This window comes from Xenorhabdus entomophaga, assembly GCF_037996725.1.
Taxonomy (GTDB): domain Bacteria; phylum Pseudomonadota; class Gammaproteobacteria; order Enterobacterales; family Enterobacteriaceae; genus Xenorhabdus; species Xenorhabdus khoisanae.
Genome location: NZ_JBBMXH010000049.1, coordinates 1 through 16751, shown reverse-complemented (window position 1 = coordinate 16751; position 16751 = coordinate 1). Strand labels below are relative to the sequence as shown.

13 protein-coding genes and 1 pseudogene are annotated in these 16751 nt (G+C 44.3%); 5 read left to right on the top strand and 9 right to left on the bottom strand.

Features of this window, described 5'->3' with window-relative positions:
• Window positions 1-26 precede the first annotated feature (26 nt).
• Window positions 27-1499 (bottom strand): surface lipoprotein assembly modifier, encoded by a 1473-nt coding sequence (locus tag AAC854_RS11665; RefSeq protein WP_340617261.1) that lies wholly within the window; start codon window positions 1497-1499, stop codon window positions 27-29.
• A gap of 87 nt (window positions 1500-1586) precedes the next feature.
• Window positions 1587-2327 (bottom strand): Slam-dependent surface lipoprotein, encoded by a 741-nt coding sequence (locus AAC854_RS11660; RefSeq protein ID WP_340617260.1) that lies wholly within the window; start codon window positions 2325-2327, stop codon window positions 1587-1589.
• A 486-nt stretch (window positions 2328-2813) separates the two neighbouring features.
• Between AAC854_RS11660 and AAC854_RS11655 the strand changes: the two genes are divergently transcribed.
• Window positions 2814-3572, top strand: a complete 759-nt coding sequence (locus AAC854_RS11655; RefSeq protein WP_340617259.1) for an N-acetyltransferase — start codon at window positions 2814-2816, stop codon at window positions 3570-3572.
• Here the strand turns inward: AAC854_RS11655 and AAC854_RS11650 are convergent.
• The 3 genes from AAC854_RS11650 to AAC854_RS11640 form a co-directional block, all read right to left on the bottom strand.
• Window positions 3569-4945: a surface lipoprotein assembly modifier gene (locus AAC854_RS11650; RefSeq protein ID WP_340617258.1), complete on the bottom strand. Its 1377-nt coding sequence runs from the start codon at window positions 4943-4945 to the stop codon at window positions 3569-3571. The two genes, AAC854_RS11655 and AAC854_RS11650, sit on opposite strands and share 4 nt — an antisense overlap.
• Window positions 4946-5082: 137 nt before the next feature.
• On the bottom strand, window positions 5083-5793 hold the full coding sequence (locus AAC854_RS11645) for a Slam-dependent surface lipoprotein (RefSeq protein WP_340617257.1): 711 nt from the start codon (window positions 5791-5793) through the stop codon (window positions 5083-5085).
• A 212-nt stretch (window positions 5794-6005) separates the two neighbouring features.
• Window positions 6006-6563, bottom strand: coding sequence for an MFS transporter (locus AAC854_RS11640; protein ID WP_340617256.1), 558 nt, complete (start codon window positions 6561-6563; stop codon window positions 6006-6008).
• Window positions 6564-6668: 105 nt separating this feature from the next.
• Between AAC854_RS11640 and AAC854_RS11635 the strand changes: the two genes are divergently transcribed.
• The gene (locus AAC854_RS11635) at window positions 6669-7745 is read left to right on the top strand and encodes a saccharopine dehydrogenase family protein (protein ID WP_340617255.1); all 1077 of its coding nucleotides are present in this window, start codon (window positions 6669-6671) and stop codon (window positions 7743-7745) included.
• 216 nt (window positions 7746-7961) lie between these two features.
• Here the strand turns inward: AAC854_RS11635 and AAC854_RS11630 are convergent, their stop codons facing one another.
• On the bottom strand, window positions 7962-8540 hold the full coding sequence (locus tag AAC854_RS11630; RefSeq protein ID WP_340617254.1) for a TetR/AcrR family transcriptional regulator: 579 nt from the start codon (window positions 8538-8540) through the stop codon (window positions 7962-7964).
• 74 nt (window positions 8541-8614) lie between these two features.
• Window positions 8615-9460 carry a formate dehydrogenase accessory sulfurtransferase FdhD gene (gene fdhD / locus AAC854_RS11625; protein ID WP_340617253.1) on the bottom strand — a complete coding sequence of 282 codons (846 nt, stop codon included), beginning with the start codon at window positions 9458-9460 and terminating at the stop codon, window positions 8615-8617.
• 254 nt (window positions 9461-9714) lie between these two features.
• Between fdhD and fdnG the strand changes: the two genes are divergently transcribed.
• From fdnG to fdoI, 3 genes are read left to right on the top strand one after another with little or no spacing between them, the layout of a single operon-like run.
• A complete protein-coding gene (gene fdnG, locus AAC854_RS11620) occupies window positions 9715-12762 on the top strand; it encodes a formate dehydrogenase-N subunit alpha (RefSeq protein WP_340617252.1) in 3048 nt (1015 codons plus the stop codon).
• 12 nt (window positions 12763-12774) lie between these two features.
• A complete protein-coding gene (gene fdxH / locus AAC854_RS11615; protein WP_340617251.1) occupies window positions 12775-13692 on the top strand; it encodes a formate dehydrogenase subunit beta in 918 nt (305 codons plus the stop codon).
• On the top strand, window positions 13689-14330 hold the full coding sequence (fdoI, locus tag AAC854_RS11610; protein WP_340617250.1) for a formate dehydrogenase cytochrome b556 subunit: 642 nt from the start codon (window positions 13689-13691) through the stop codon (window positions 14328-14330). Before fdxH ends, fdoI begins: the two co-directional genes overlap by 4 nt.
• Before the next feature lie 79 nt (window positions 14331-14409).
• Here the strand turns inward: fdoI and AAC854_RS11605 are convergent, their stop codons facing one another.
• Together AAC854_RS11605 and AAC854_RS24290 are read right to left on the bottom strand one after the other, a co-directional pair.
• On the bottom strand, window positions 14410-16485 hold the full coding sequence (locus AAC854_RS11605; protein WP_340617249.1) for a plasmid pRiA4b ORF-3 family protein: 2076 nt from the start codon (window positions 16483-16485) through the stop codon (window positions 14410-14412).
• Between the two features lie 173 nt (window positions 16486-16658).
• A pseudogene (locus AAC854_RS24290) lies at window positions 16659-16751 on the bottom strand (IS982 family transposase); the annotation flags it as partial.

The following is a 16751-nucleotide window of genomic DNA, read 5'->3' as shown; positions in this document are numbered from 1 at the left end:
AAAAATAAAAAATCATCAGATTTTGATTAAAAATACTTTTCCAGCCTCACCAGCACTTCGTTTTTGTTGTAGCTGTACAACCAATCCACATTGCTGTGATTGTGTCGGTGGCGGAAAGTGAAAGAAGGTGTCATACCCCATATTTCAGCGGCAGGGACTTTAATAACGGCGGTATAGATCTGTTCTGTATCCTGACGTCTGGTCCTCAGCATTGGACTGAAAGCATCAAAACGGCGTTCTTTCAGCGTGGCAAACAGTGAGCCGTTAATGCCAGGATAGAGTTGTCCGGCGACGCCCGCCCGAACGCCCCATTGTTGATAGCGATCGACGGCATGCTGGTCATTACCCCGATAAAGCCAATCGCCACCGCCAAACAGCACAAAGTCTTTGCTGATGGCATGGGATAGGGTGAGGTAGGTTGAGGAAAAGTCACCATCTTTCCGACGGAGATTCTGCTGATGACGTAGTTTTTTATGTTCAAGTTCAACATTCAAAGCGGTTTGGGGAGTGAATGCCCATCGCCATTCTGTTTTGGCGCCGGTGGCGTGGTAGTAGGTATCACCTGCACGTTGTTTATATTCAAACAGAGGACCAAAGGCGAAATCGTGACTTCTGCTTTTATAGCTGTATCCGCCGACCATCAGGAGCGTATTTTCGTTTTCATCATGGTGATCATGATAATTTTCGCCATAAATCAGGCCGCGGCCAAAAATGCCATGATGACCAACAAGCTGATAGCGTCGGCTTAATGTTGCGTCATAAGACATGCCCCATGCTTTGATGGCTTTGGGTACGTTCAGGGACTTGAAGCATCGTTCCCCTCTGTATTCCTGACAACTGGGATCCTGATCAGGAGACATATTCACATTATCGTTATAGGCATAACCCGCCGAAAAAGAGCCGCGCCAGCCATTTCTTAGCTCTATCGCTTCCAGATAGCTGTTAATATTCTTCAGGACGGTTTCAGGTAACTGCTTTGCTTCATTCAATCCCGCAAATAGTTGCTCGGCTTCCCGATTTTTATGATCCTCAAAATAGACACGGGCCAGTTCCAGTTTAATACGGGGAAAATCGGGTTGTTGATTCAGAACCTGTTGATAATGATAGGCAGCGAGATCTAAGTCTCCCTCAAGACGTGCCAACCCACCCTGGGCAAAATTGACCAACATAACATCATGCCCAGACAGTTTTTGGTAAGCTGCCAGAAAGCGTCTGACGTCTGGCCACAGTCGGTGGTTAATGGCAAGGAATAAAGCCTGACCGATGTCATCAATATTATTTTCAACCTGAAATGTTTGCCCATTAATCACAATCAATGAAGCGTCATTTCCAATGAAAACAGGTTCAGGTGTAATCAGATTGGTTTCATTTTCCTGTTGGTTATGTTGTGCCTCCTGCCAGATTTTTCGTGGAGTATCTTCATCTGCATAAACGGGCAGGGAGAGGCATAGAGCCATCAGTGCCGCTGATAATATTGGCGTTGTTCTATTGTCAGACATCGGGAAACCAGATCAAAAAGCTCACGTTATTAAAAATAAAACAGAGAACAGTGCCGTTTTTGGCACTGTTCTCTGAAAAACTAATGATTACTGTTTAGAACCACCGAAAGCGGTATCTTTGGAGTGATCACCATCAAATGAGGTATATCCCGCCAGACTGGCGGCGCTGTCACCAAAGAAATGACCTTGAGTTGTGCCTTTAAGATCACCGATCTTGGCGTCGCCCTCGAACTTGGCATCAGCATAGATATCAGCGTCAATATTTATCGTCATCGCAGCATTTGCCAGTGAACCGGCCAGCGTTTTCTCACCAAAATCTGCGGTAAATGTACCGGATAGGGCATTGTCACCGCTGTATTGGTTAATGCCTGTCACCGTATAAGTTGCTGTACCGTCGGTTGGAATATTGGTGGTCACGTCCTTGCCGGCATAGTAAGCAGTGTGAGTGCTATCCGCTGCTTTACCCGTTTGAGACCATTCACCAAAGTAAACATCCGCATTGGCAACTTTACTGAAATGGAATACCCCCATACCGCCGTGAGAGCCGGGTGCTCCTGCCATTGAGATATTATGAATACCATTGTTGTCAGCAGGTGCCATGCGAGTCAAACCGGCAAAGCCAGTGATTTGACCACCATAAACGGAACTGACACCAATACCGGGTTCGCCACCTGTGCCGCCGTGTGGGCCTGAGCCGGGTTGGGTTTCACCAACCTGAATGTGTGGTGTGGTATCTATCTGGCTCTGACCAAATCCAACTGCTGCCTGAGCTTGTGCCATAAATCCCAATACACCTAAAGCGGCGACTAATACGTTTATCTTTTTCATGATTATCCTCGTTTGGAATGGGGGATCCCTCGTTACCCAATCTTAAAAGCGGCCTGATTTATTGCGCGAAAAAAACGTACACCGTTCAAATGATAATGTAAATGATAATTATTACTATTTGTAACGTTTTTTGTGGGGGTTAATGATGATTTTTTTATACAATCAATTGAATTTTAATTATTTATTTTGTTTTTTGGTGGGAAGGGAATAACCTAACTTTTTGCTAAAAATGTGATACAGATAGATTTAATCACCTAACATTATTGTGTTATTAATAATATGATTACCAATAAAATAATGACTTTTGTAACAAAATATTAATTTTATAAATATTCATGTAATTAATTTTATTAAATCAGAATTGATTTTTCTTGTTAAGGGTAATTAGCGCCTTGTTGTAGGAAGTAGTCGCCTATGATTAAATTAAATATCAAAGAATAAATTATCTATTTCTCTGGCTGAGAGAGTTTTAATAGGAGTTTTATCATGGAAGCAAAAATAATTATTCAGTCTACTGAAGAAAGGACAGATCTTGAAGATGCTATCGATACGCTTATTTATAGCAATTGGCCTGAATTTATGAATCATGATGCAGTCGCTGAACAACATTGGCATAAATTATATGAATCTGATTTCAGCCGTTTTCAAAAACTTGCTATTTTGCAACAAGGAGATGAAGAGCGTCTTATTGGGATACTCAATTCAATCCCCTTTACTTGGGAAAATCGCTCATTGGAACTATTGCCTGATGAAGGATGGGATGCCGTACTCCAGATGGGGGGAGAAGCAAAGAAAAAAGCCAATATGGTGTCAGCACTGTCCGTAACGGTTGATCCGGAATTCAGAGGTCAGAATGTGCCTGCTTTACTTATTAATAGCGTAAAAGAAACCGCTCGTGAGGCAGGGTTGGATGGGCTGGTTGTTCCCGTCAGGCCCAGTTTGAAAAGCCAATACCCTTTGCAGGATTTTGTTCAGTATTGTGAATGGAAAAATGACAAAGGCGAACCGTTTGACCCGTGGATCCGTACCCATTGCCGCTTGGGTGCAAAAATCATCAAGCCAGCCCTCCGTTCTATGGATATTTATGGCACAGTGGAACAGTGGCAGGAGTGGACAGGGATGAAATTTCCGCAAAGCGGAGAATACATCATTCCGGGCGGTTTAGTGCCATTGGTGGTGGATGCTGAAAAACAGATGGCCTATTACATTGAACCTAATCTGTGGGTGTTTCATCGCCTCAGCTAGAAATATTGCTCGAGTTGTATCTGTACTTCGTTTTTCTCATAGCTGTACATCCAGCCCACATTGCTGTGATTACGTGAGTGGCGGAAAATTACAGATGGCGTCATACCTAATACCTTGGTGGCAGGGAATTTAATGGAAGCAGTATAGATCTGTTCATCATCCTGACGTTTGGCACCCAATAATGCGTTGTAGGCTCCAAAGCGTTGCTTTTTCAGTGTGACAAACAACGAGCCATCAATGCCGGAATAAAGCTGTCCGGCTATCCCCGCAGTGATTCCCCATTGCTGATAGCGTAATGCGGGTTGTTGATTGTTCTGATAGCTCCAGCTAGGGCCACCAAACAGAACCAGTCTATCGCTGATGGCATGCGATAGGCTGACATAAGATGAGGAAAGAGCGCCATCTTTACTGCGGTAAAGTGGCTGATAACTCAAATGCTTATGTCCGAGTTCAACGTTGAGCGTGGTTTGGGGGGTTATAGCCCACTGCCATTCTATTTTTGCACCAAAGGCATGGTATTTAGTATTTCCTGCCTGTTGTTTATATTCAAATAGGGGACCAAAGGATAAGTCATGGTTCCTGCTTTTATAGTTGTAGCCACTGACCAGCGAAAATATATTCTCGTTTTCATCGTGGTAGTGGTGATAGTTTTCACCATAAATCAGTCCGCGACCAAAAAGACCGTGATGGCCGATAAGTTGGTAACGGCGGCTTAACGTAGCGTTATAAGTGATCCCCCATTCTTTGATAGCTTTTGGTACTTTCCGTTTATATACGCATTTACCCTCCTTGAACACCAGGCAAATCGGTTCCTGATTTGGAGATATATTTATATTATCGTTATAGACATAGCCTAATGAGAATGAACTGCGCCATCCATTTCTTAGGGATATTGCTTTTATATACCTGTCGATGTTTTTCAAAACCGTTTCTGGTAATTGGCGCTGTTTACTTAATCCATCAAATAACTGTTCAGCCTCCCGGTTTTTGTGATCTTCAAAATACACACGGGCCAGTTCCAGTTTGATGCGCGTGAGATTCGGTTTTTGGCGTAGGATCTTTTGGTAATAAGAGGCGGCGAGCGTCAAATTCCCCTCAAGGCGCGCTAGCCCACCTTGAGCGAAATCAACAAGTAGTGGGTCGTACCCGGGCAGTTTTTGATAGGCTACCAGAAGACGTCTAACGTCTCGCCATTGTTGATAGTTAATGGCAAGGTACAGTGCCTGACCAATGTCTTTAAGTTGTTGAATATTATTTTTTTGACTGTACCGCGCTTCTTTCCAAAGTTTGTGGTTAATATTTTCATCGGCATAAGCTGATAAGGTTAGGAATGAAGCCAGTAGCAATATCGGAAATTTTCGCTTGTCAGCCATAGCAAAATACCCTCACAAAGCCCATGTTATTGAAAAGGAATAGCAACATAGACGGCAAAAAATAGGGCAAAGAAAAGCAGATGAGGAAGAGAAAATAACAGTGCCATTTCAGGCACTGTTATCTGTAAAATTAGCAATTACTTTTTAGAACCGCCGAAAGAAGTATCCTTGCTCCTGTCGCTATCAAATGTGGCATAACCTGCCAGAGAGGAGGCTGAATCACCAAAGAATTTGCCCTCGGTGCGGCCATCAATATGATCATCGGCAGTGGCCTTACCTGAAAATCCGGCATCGCTATTTATGTCGGCATCAAGGCTTATTTTTCGTGAACGGTTGCTTAGTGAACCCGTCAGTTTTTGTCTATCAAAGTCTGCGGTTAATTCACCGGAAAGGAGATTATTACCGTTATATTGGCTAATGCCTATCGTCGTATAGGTTGCAGTACCGCCCTTTGGCATATTCGTTGTTACATCTTTACCTGCATAAAAAACAGTATGAGTTTTATCCGATTTATCGGGGGTGGTTTGTGCCCATTCACCGAAGTAAACTTCTGAATTGGGGACTTGAACGATATCGGCATACTGGTTTTTAGAATCTGAAACATTCTCCAGCTTGAAACGATAGACGCCATTCTTGTCACGTGTAGCGGCACTTTTCAGATCGGAAGCAGTGAAGAGTTCACCATTCTGAAAGAAGCTAATGCCAATGGCAGGTTCGCCGTTTTTCTCTCCGATTGTAAGGTGTGGGTCAGTTTCTGTTTGGTTGATACCATATCCAACTTTTGCTTGAGCCTGTGTTATCAATCCCAAAATACCTAACACAGCGATTAATATGTTGATCTTTTTCATTATTAACCTCACTGGGTATAAAGAATATGTTGTTATCCCGTCATAAAAACGCCTTTAGCTTTCCGTTTGAAATAAAGTACACCCAGTAAACAGTCATGTGAATCATAAGTGGCAATATGTTGTCATTTTGTTAGGTTTCGTTGTGTGATAGAACGGATAAGATGACTCATTAAGAGTTGATTGTTTTTTACTGTAAGGAAGGGAGCGAATTATTACCCTGCTTTTCTATCAAGTATGGGTCTTGCTGGAACCCAGTGTGAAACTATAAACAATAACCCAATAGAAATAAGGGTAATAATAAATCCTTTTTCGTTAAATAAATCCATTGCTACACCGGTTACTAAGGGACCGGTAAGGCTGCCAATTCCCCAAATGACACCAAATAAGGCGTTTATGGCAATTAGCATCTGACCAGAATATTTTTTTCCTGCTCTTACCAATGACAGGGTATAAATACCTCCACCAAATGCTCCCATTATGATGACATCAATCCATAAAAAAACGGAATTTACCGTAAAGGGGAATGCTAATAAGGAAAGAGTGAAAATCACGCCACAAATAATATGCATCCGTTTCAAATTGGTCCTGTCGGCAAGCCAGCCGATAGGGACCTGAAAAATAGCATCACCAAGAAAGATTAATGTTATCAATGCAATGGTTGTTGTTTCGGGGATCCCTAATGACAAGCCATACAGTGGAAACATGGAGAGTGCCACTGCATCAAAAGAAGAAAAGCAAAGAACCCCAATGATAAGGCAGGGGGCAGACATTATTAATGGTAATACGGGAAACCTGCTGAATATAATAATTTTGGTTGAAATTTATCTAATGATCCTCAAAAATAGGTCATGTGACCTATTTTTGAGGATTGGTAAATGAAGAACATATCAGTATTGCTGGTTGGTGGTTATGGTGTGGTTGGTCAACAAGTTGCACAAATTCTCAATCAATATTGCCCTGATTTAGAATTGATTATTGCTGGCAGGAGCATAAGTAAGGCAAAAGAACTATCTCAAACTTTGCAGAATTCACAGGCTTTGGCGTTTGATATTGAAAAACCAGCTTTACCGGAAGATCTAAAGGTAGATATCGTCTTAGCACTTGTTAATGATCCACAAGACAAATTATTAGATTTTGCACATCAGAATCATATTGCGTATGTGGACATAACTCGCTGGACTGAACGTTTGCAAATCGCATTAACTAAAGCGGTAATCATGCAGAATAAAAAATCAGGTTCCATGATTTTTGCATCATCATGGATGGCGAGTATTGTCGCGACGCTCATTAATGATATCAGTAAATCATTTTCGAGTATTGATAGTATCGATATGAGTGTTTTATATGCTTTGAATGATAAAGCCGGCCCAAATTCAGTTGATTATATGGATAGGTTAACAGTACCATTTACTGTAAAACAAAATGGGCAATACCAAAAAATCCTTCCTTTTTCTGACGAAAAAACGGTTTTATTTAGTGATAATAGCCAGCATAAAGTTTTTCGGATAGATATGCCTGAGCAATTTATTTTACCTTTAATTATGAATGTGAAAACGGTCGCGACCAGAATTGGTTTTGATGAACCTAAAAGTAATCAACTTCTCGCATTTTTAGTCAGAAAAGGTATTTGGAAGTTGTGCTCGACACGCCTTCGTAGAAAGGTTTTATATAATCCGGGTAAAGGCCACCAGCATCAAATTCGTACTGATATACGAGGTACGGATGAAAAAGGAAATAGTAAGTATCTATATCTACAAATCAATGCACCCAAAGGGCAAACGCACTTAACCTCACTAGGAGCAGCAGCATTAGTAATGCAGTTGGCTGAACATATACAGAATAATATGCCAGATGTTTTAAAAACCGGTGAAATGTTCTTGGATGCTGAGAAACTGAAAGTGTTGTTAAAATCGGAAGGAATTAATTTTAGCATAAATAGTGAAGCTCCTTAAATTCAATAGGTTACAAAACGACAGAAAAAGTATAAGTTTTTCCTCATAGGTATCAGATTTCTGCATAGCGGAAATTTGATACCATTTATCTTGCTATCTCTGTGATGTTGTTTTCAGTTGAAACTGGAAAGGAGATGGAGAAAGTCATCCCTATTTTTCAGTGGGTTAAATCTGCGAATATAAACTAATCTGGGTATGCTATCTGGGAAGGTGAGATTATTCTGATTCTATAATGGCAATGATAGTAGAGCGTAAACGCTTACTTATATCAAAATCAAAAGTCGATTTATTTTGGCTGGAATATAAGATGGATAAGCCTTCAAATAAAGAGACTAACATTAGCGCTTTTTCTTTCTTGATATTCTCCGGCGTATTTGAACAGTAACTACCTAGCAGAGTAATTATCTGCTCAATGTAGTGTTGATAAAACCGGGTTAAAGTTTTATGTAAACTTTTTGAACGACGACTTGCCAGCAACGCTTCTAACGCCAATGTGCATAAAGAGATGTCTTGTAAGTTAGTCAAAATGATATCAATTAGAACATCAAACTTGTTAAGTTCAGGAGCCGCAAGCTGCAATCTTGTTGTTGTATCCAGAATAATTTGGTTAAACAATGCTTCCAATAAAGATTCCAAATTAGGGAAGTAGTACTGTAAATTTCCCAGCGTTATTCCATAATGGTTAGCAAGTGCTCTCATACTAAAAGAACGGCTTCCTTCTTGAACAAGAAGACTGATAGCGCTATGCAAAATAGCATCTTGTTTTTCTTTAAATTTATCTTTTGGGGTTTTCATTCTGCAATAAGTTCTCAAATTGCATGGTGGTAATAAGGGGAAAATCGATAGGAACGGATGTTTCCCTGCCTTGATTAATCGATTATTCGCTGCGGATGAGTATACACCGTTGCTCGTCCCGGCTTGCAAAATCCGATCAACGTCAGGTTGCATTTTTGCGCGACTTCAATGGCGAGTGAGGTTGCGGCAGAAACGGCAAACAAAATTTCCACACCACAATTGGCAGATTTTTGCACCATTTCATAACTGGCGCGGCTGGAAACCAACACCACACCTTGCTGCCAGCCCATTTTTGCCCGCATTCCCAGTAACTTATCCAGTGCAACATGGCGACCAACATCTTCGCAACCGCCAAGCAATTTCCCTTCAGCATTAAACCAGCCTGCTGCATGAGTACAGCCAGTGAGAGCACCGATTTCCTGAACATGGGGTAATTGAGCAAGTGCAGAATCAAGATAAGAGAGTGAAAAGGTTTGGGTGAAAGGCAGGGGAGGAATGGGACGAAAGATTTCTGTCAGTTGTTCGGTGCCGCAGATACCACAGCCTGTTCTGCCTGCCATACTGCGCCGGTACTCCTTTAATCCGGCAAAACGGCGGCTGGAAAGTTCAATGTGCAGTTCAATGCCACCGTGACAACTGATAACAGAATCAATACCACGAACTTCCTTCGGCGAAGTAATGATCCCTTCTGATAATGAAAAACCGATGGCGAAGTGGTCAAGATCCTTCGGGCTGGCCATCATTACGACATGAGATATACCGTTATAGACCAATGCAACCGGGACTTCCTCAGCGACCCAATCTAATTTGGCGCTATTCAGATGATTGCTCTGTTTCGCATTTTGCTGTTGCACATTAATGCGAAAAGCGCCGCAAGTTCCTTCCATGGCTAACTCATTTTCTGACCTTGCATCATTCATTAGTGGATTCCCCGCTAGATTGATTCATAATACTGTTTGTGTGGATATATCAGGTGAGAAGCCCAATCACACAATGGACAACGTTTAACAGACAAATTTTTATAACAGACAGTATCCAAAATCAAAAAAAACATGCATCAAGTTATTATCGAGTGATGTTTTGTTACCCAATAACATATTGATAAAAAGCGAACGTCTTCGCGGGAACCCCGTGATGATGTGTGTTAATGAGCAATGTGAGTGAGGAGATCCCCATGCAAGTCAGCAGAAGGCAGTTCTTTAAGATCTGCGCTGGCGGTATGGCGGGTACGACGGCAGCCGCGCTGGGGTTTGCCCCGACCGCCGCGATTGCACAAACACGTAACTACAAATTGCTGCGTGCGCGTGAAACCCGAAATACCTGCACATACTGTTCTGTCGGCTGTGGATTATTGATGTACAGCCTTGGTGATGGCGCCAAAAATGCCAAATCCACTATTTTTCATATCGAAGGGGACCCGGATCATCCTGTAAACCGTGGTGCCTTATGTCCTAAAGGGGCTGGATTGGTTGATTTTGTTCACAGCAAAAATCGCCTGCATTATCCGGAATATCGCGCCCCCGGCTCCAATCAATGGCAACGCATAAGCTGGAATGAAGCCTTCGATCGTATTGCGAGACTGATGAAACAAGATCGCGATGCCAATTTCATCAAAACCAACCAAGATGGTGTCACGGTTAACCGTTGGCTGACAACGGGCATGTTGTGTGCTTCCGCAGCCAGTAACGAAACGGGTTTTTTATCGCAAAAATTTAGTCGCGCTCTCGGCATGCTTGCCGTAGACAATCAGGCGCGTGTCTGACACGGACCAACGGTAGCAAGTCTTGCTCCAACATTTGGTCGCGGTGCGATGACCAACCACTGGGTGGATATTAAGAACGCGAACCTGATCGTCGTAATGGGCGGGAATGCCGCTGAGGCACATCCTGTGGGTTTCCGTTGGGCGATGGAAGCCAAAATTCACAACAATGCGAAACTGATTGTTATCGATCCACGTTTTACCCGTACGGCCTCCGTGGCGGATTTTTACACGCCTATCCGTTCCGGAACGGATATTGCCTTCCTGTCAGGTGTGATTTTATACCTGATGACCAATGAAAAGATTAACCGTGAATATGTCGAGGCTTACACCAATGCCAGCCTGATTGTGCGGGAAGATTTCTCGTTCGATGATGGTTTGTTCAGCGGCTATGATGCGGAAAATCGCAAGTATGACAAAACGACCTGGAATTACGAGCTGGATGAGAATGGTTTTGCCAAGCGTGACAAAACCCTGTCCCATCCTCGTTGTGTCTGGAATTTGCTGAAATCTCACGTCAGCCGATATACACCGGATGTCGTGACTGATATTTGTGGTACGCCGAAGGAAGATTTTCTTAAGGTATGTGAATATCTGGCAGAAACCAGCGCGAAAGACAAAACTACCTCTTTCCTGTACGCATTGGGCTGGACACAGCACTCCGTGGGTGCACAGAACATTCGTACTATGGCAATGATCCAATTGCTGCTCGGCAATATGGGAATGGCGGGCGGCGGCATTAATGCGCTGCGTGGTCACTCCAATATTCAGGGCCTGACGGATTTGGGGCTGTTGTCGCAGAGCCTGCCGGGTTATCTCTCCCTGCCCTCGGAGAAACAAACTGATCTGCAAACTTATTTACAGGCCAGTACACCAAAATCCACCGTGCCGGGACAGGTCAATTATTGGGGAAATTATCCGAAGTTCTTTGTCAGCCTGATGAAGAGTTTCTATGGCGATAATGCCCGTAAAGAGAATGATTGGGGCTTCGATCTGTTGCCGAAATGGGATAAGCCTTACGATGTCCTGCAATATTTCGAAATGATGTCGAAAGGGGAAGTGAACGGTTATATCTGTCAGGGATTCAACCCCATCGCATCATTCCCGAACAAAAACAAAGTGGTCGCCGCATTGTCAAAACTGAAGTTTTTGATCACGGTCGATCCGCTCAGTACCGAAACAGCGTCATTCTGGCAAAATCATGGTGAGTTCAACGATGTTGATCCTTCTGCCATTCAGACCGAAGTGTTCCGCCTGCCATGCTGCTGCTTTGCCGAAGAGAATGGCTCAATAGTCAATTCAGCCCGCTGGCTGCAATGGCACTGGAAAGGGGCGGATGCACCGGGTGAAGCCATTGGGGATGGTGAAATTCTGTCAGGTATCTTCAAGCGCCTGCGTGATTTGTACCGTGAAGAAGGCGGTGCAGCCCCAGAGCAAGTCTTGAGTATGACATGGGATTATCTCGACCCTGACAATCCAACCCCGGAAGAAATAGCGCAGGAAAATAACGGCCGTGCTCTGGTTGATTTGCTGGATGACAACGGCAATGTGCTGGTGAAAAAAGGTCAGCAATTGTCATCGTTCGCGCAATTGCGTGATGACGGCACAACCGCCAGTGGCTGCTGGATATTCGCCGGAAGCTGGACACCGGAAGGCAACCAGATGGCCCGCCGTGACAACGCAGATCCATCCGGTATCGGTAATACGCTGGGATGGGCATGGGCGTGGCCTCTGAACCGCCGCATCCTGTATAACCGTGCATCCGCCGATCCACAGGGCAAAGCGTGGGACCCGAAACGTCAATTGATTGCCTGGAACGGCGATAAATGGGCGGGTGTGGATATTCCGGATTACAGCAACGCGGCTCCCGGTACGGATGTCGGGCCGTTTATCATGCAACCCGAAGGCATGGGACGCCTGTTTGCCATCGACAAAATGGCTGAAGGCCCTTTCCCTGAACATTATGAGCCGTTCGAAACGCCGCTGGGAACTAACCCGCTGCATCCGAATGTGGTTTCCAATCCGGCTGCCCGCGTATTCAAGAGTGATTTTGAAGCAATGGGTAAGGCCGATAAATTCCCTTATGTGGGAACCACTTATCGGTTGACCGAACATTTCCACTTCTGGACAAAACATGCGTTGTTAAATGCGATTGCCCAGCCAGAGCAGTTTGTGGAAATTGGTGAACGGTTGGCGGCGGAGAAAGGCATCAAGCAGGGCGATACCGTTAAAGTCAGCTCCAAACGTGGTTATATTAAAGCCAAGGCGGTGGTGACGAAGCGTATTCGCACCTTGAATGTTCACGGTCGTGAAGTGGATACCATCGGTATTCCGATTCACTGGGGTTTTGAAGGCGCGGCAAAGAAAGGTTTCCTTGCGAATACCCTGACGCCGTTTGTCGGTGATGCCAATACGCAGACACCGGAATTCAAGGCATTTCTGGTTAATGTGGAAAAGGTGTAGGGGAGAAAAGTTATGTCATTGCAATCTCAGGACATTATTCGTCGCTCTGCCACCAGTTCATTGACTCCCGCGCCTCGCGTGCGGGATCACCAGCAGGAAGTGGCAAAACTGATCGACGTGACGACCTGTATCGGCTGTAAAGCATGTCAGGTAGTGTGTTCAGAATGGAACGATATTCGTGATGAAGTTGGGCACAACGTCGGTGTTTATGATAATCCCGCCGATCTGACGGCGAAGTCATGGACAGTGATGCGATTTTCCGAAGTGGAGGAGAATGGCAGACTGGAATGGTTGATCCGCAAAGATGGCTGTATGCACTGTGCCGATCCGGGGTGTCTGAAAGCCTGCCCGGCAGAAGGGGCGATTATTCAGTATGCCAATGGTATTGTTGATTTTCAGTCAGAGCACTGTATTGGCTGCGGCTATTGCATTGCGGGCTGTCCTTTCAATGTACCGCGCATCAACAAAGAAGATAATCGTGCCTACAAATGTACCTTGTGTGTTGACCGTGTTGGTGTGGGGCAGGAGCCTGCCTGTGTGAAAACCTGTCCGACCGGCGCGATTCATTTCGGCAGTAAGCAGGATATGAAAGTGCTGGCAGCGGAGAGGGTTGAGGAACTTAAGGGGCGCGGTTATGAAAATGCCGGGCTGTACGATCCCGAAGGCGTGGGGGGAACACATGTGATGTATGTTCTGCACCATGCCAATAAACCTCAGCTTTATCACGGCCTGCCGGATAACCCGACCATCAGCCCGACGGTCACATTCTGGAAAGGTATCTGGAAGCCATTGGCGGCAATCGGTTTTGCCGCGACCTTTGCGGCTTCCATTTTCCATTACGTCGGCATTGGCCCGAACCGTGTCTCTAAAGAAGAGGAAGAGAGTGCACTCGAGGGTGTTGATTCCAGCGATAAGGAGGTGAAGAAATGAAAAAGCGTAACGATATCATTATCCGTCATTCTCCGATTGAGCGAGTCAATCATTGGGCAGTGGTGATCTGCTTTTTGTTTACGGCTATCAGTGGGCTGGGATTTTTCTTTCCTTCCCTGAACTGGATGATGAATATCTTTGGTACACCGCAGCTATCACGGATACTGCATCCGTTTGCGGGTTCGATCATGTTCTTCCTGTTTATCTTTATGTTTTTCAGATACTTCAAACATAACCTGATCGACAGGGATGACATTGAATGGGCGAAGAATGTTCATAACGTGCTGCGTAATGAAGAAGCGGGGGATATCGGGCAGTATAACCTCGGTCAGAAAGGCATTTACTGGTCGGTAAGCGTTTGTCTGCTCTTATTGTTGGTCAGCGGCATTATTATCTGGCGCCCTTATTTTGCCGAGTATTTTTCGATTCCATTGATCAGAATTGCCTTGCTGGTGCATTCACTGTCAGCGATCGGCCTGATCCTGACCATTATTGTCCACGCTTATGCGGCGTTTTGGGTGAAAGGATCAGTACGGGCAATGGTGGAAGGCTGGGTCACACGTGGCTGGGCGAAAAAACATCATCCACGTTGGTATCGTGAGATAGTGAAGCAAGAGCAACAGAAGGAAAAAGAGTAAATTTGAGGCAGGGTATTTTGATGTACCCTGCTTTTTTCTTATTTATTGAAATAATCAATGCGCTATAAGCAAGGCGCAATCATTTACTGAATAATTTTTTCAGCCTCTGATTAGCCTGTTCCTTATTAAACGGTTCAAGCTCTTCATCTGGAGATAATCCTGCCCAATCCAATTGCTCAGCTTCGTCTTCAGTCAGGACTTTCTTTTTCCTCAATTTTAGTAAATGGTTCCAACTAAAAATGCCGCCAGAATCTTCAGCCGGGCACATGCCCTTACCTGCCGTGACTACAGGCAGGGTAATATCTTTTTGCAGTACTTTCTCGACTATCGCCAAATGGAACCAATCATCGCCAAAGTCATATTGGTAGCTGAGATAATCGCCGGTATCATTCAGAAATACACCAATGCGCACTTGGTCATAATGTTCTTCTGGGATTTCTATTCCCATCATATCAAAACGGAACAAGTGGGAATTCTCCCATCCCATGGCATTTTGTATCACATCATGCAATTCATTCAGTGTGAGTTGGTTGCTGACTTGAATCCGGCGCCATACCGCAGGGCTTGCATCAAGTAAGCTGACTTTGAGGACCAATCCTTGTAGTGGCATCTCGGCATCGATAAGGTTCATCGCGGTGGTAAAGTACTCAAAACTGAACTCTGATAAGGTATCAAATAGTGCAAATTTTTTGCGACTCAAATTGGGATCGCTGAGTGTATGGGCTAGGTCTAAATAATCATTCGTCAGACGCTGCGCTTGTGGCGGTAGTTTATACTGTTCGACTGCGGCCGAGTAAGTCAGGCGTTCAGTAAACAACTCCCGGTTTGCATAGTAATAGCGCTTCAATAAATCTTTGGGTGTTGTCGCTTCCAATATATATTCTTCTGGTGCCAGCCAACTCATAATTAATGGTGAACACCCCATCATAAGGCTGAGGCGATTGCGTTCCTGGCGTTGCCGATTGGCTTGATAGCCCAGTTTTTGGCTCCAGTATTCAAAATCAAACGCTTCTGGTTGTGTCCACTCGAAAGGGAGTTGCGACAACCAATAAAGCGAGTAGAGATCGAGTGGCGTGTTTTTGTTCGACTGTACTGAAAGGATCCACGGTAAGATTTGTTGCAGCCAGTCCGGAGAAACCGATGTAAAGTCTACATGAGGATCTAATTGTGCGATCAGCTCAGTGAGGGATTGTTCAGGATCAAGATTCAGTAAAGTCTCCCGAATACCCGATTTGAAATCCAGCATCATGTTTAACTGATATACCTGATTATCCAGTGTCATTTTTGTCATCATACTGGCGCAATCATTGCCATCAACATGGGAGGCGTGTATTTCATGTATTTCTGCTGTCTTACGGGCCTTACTGTGTGCCAGTGCGCGTTTTTTCCAGCGCTTAAAACAGTGTTTAATCGAGGGATGGCGATTGAATCGTGCACACAGGTTTAAAAGCTGCAAGTAGGATAAATTTGTCCATGCCGAGGAAGGGCAATTATCCAACACTTCTGCACTGGCAAGGGCGACGGGCTCTTCAAAGTACTGAGTCAGTAAAAGCAGAGCATCTATACCCCATGGATAGTGCGCCACTTCCGACAGTAAATGGGGTAAGGCTTCAGCAGGGGCTACGGAAAAACCGGTTTCGAAAAACTCTATGAATTCAATGCCGGATTGGATCTCAAATTGATCAAACAGTTGGCCTAATCTGGGCTGTTTCTGGGGAAAAGCCGCGATATTGGTGCTATCTGCATATTTGGGAGCGTCCAGCAAATGAGTGATGTCAGTGTTGATATGAAACTGGTGTTTCTTCAATATTGATAAACAAAGCAGCACACATTCACTGTTGAGTTCGTCGTTTTCTTTGGCATAAGTCAGAACGTATTCAATAGACTCTTCAAATTGTTGCCTGACTTCTGCTGGTAACTTGTTCGTCGTTAACGCAAGTTCCGCGATGGCAACTTCAACCCAATTGCTAATGCTGTCCCCTATCCCGGCCATCGTTTCCTTAGGCAGGGTTAATACCAGATTTATCAGCAGGAATACGTTTTCCGGGTTGGTAAACCAATCTATCTGATTTTGGGTTAGATTTCTCTGTTTCTCAGGTAATTGGGCATATTTTTCTATTGCCGCCCGTAATTTTTCAGGTGTCAGTTTCATCATCAATCTCTTCAATTATCGATAGGCTAATCTAGAAGAGTGTTAATGACTATGCAGATAAATCCACCCTTCCCCCTTTTTATGGCACTGATAGTCTAACCTGAATTGTTACGGTTATGTCAGTAAACTTGCATGGTAATACCTGTTGTTTGGTAAGGTTAACGCGATGCTCGACTTTAACATCCTATGACGTTGGCTTGTTGAAGCCAGTCGCGTTGACTTTTACCTTGTTTAAAATTGGCAAAAATGCCCAACGTATGAGAAAGCAG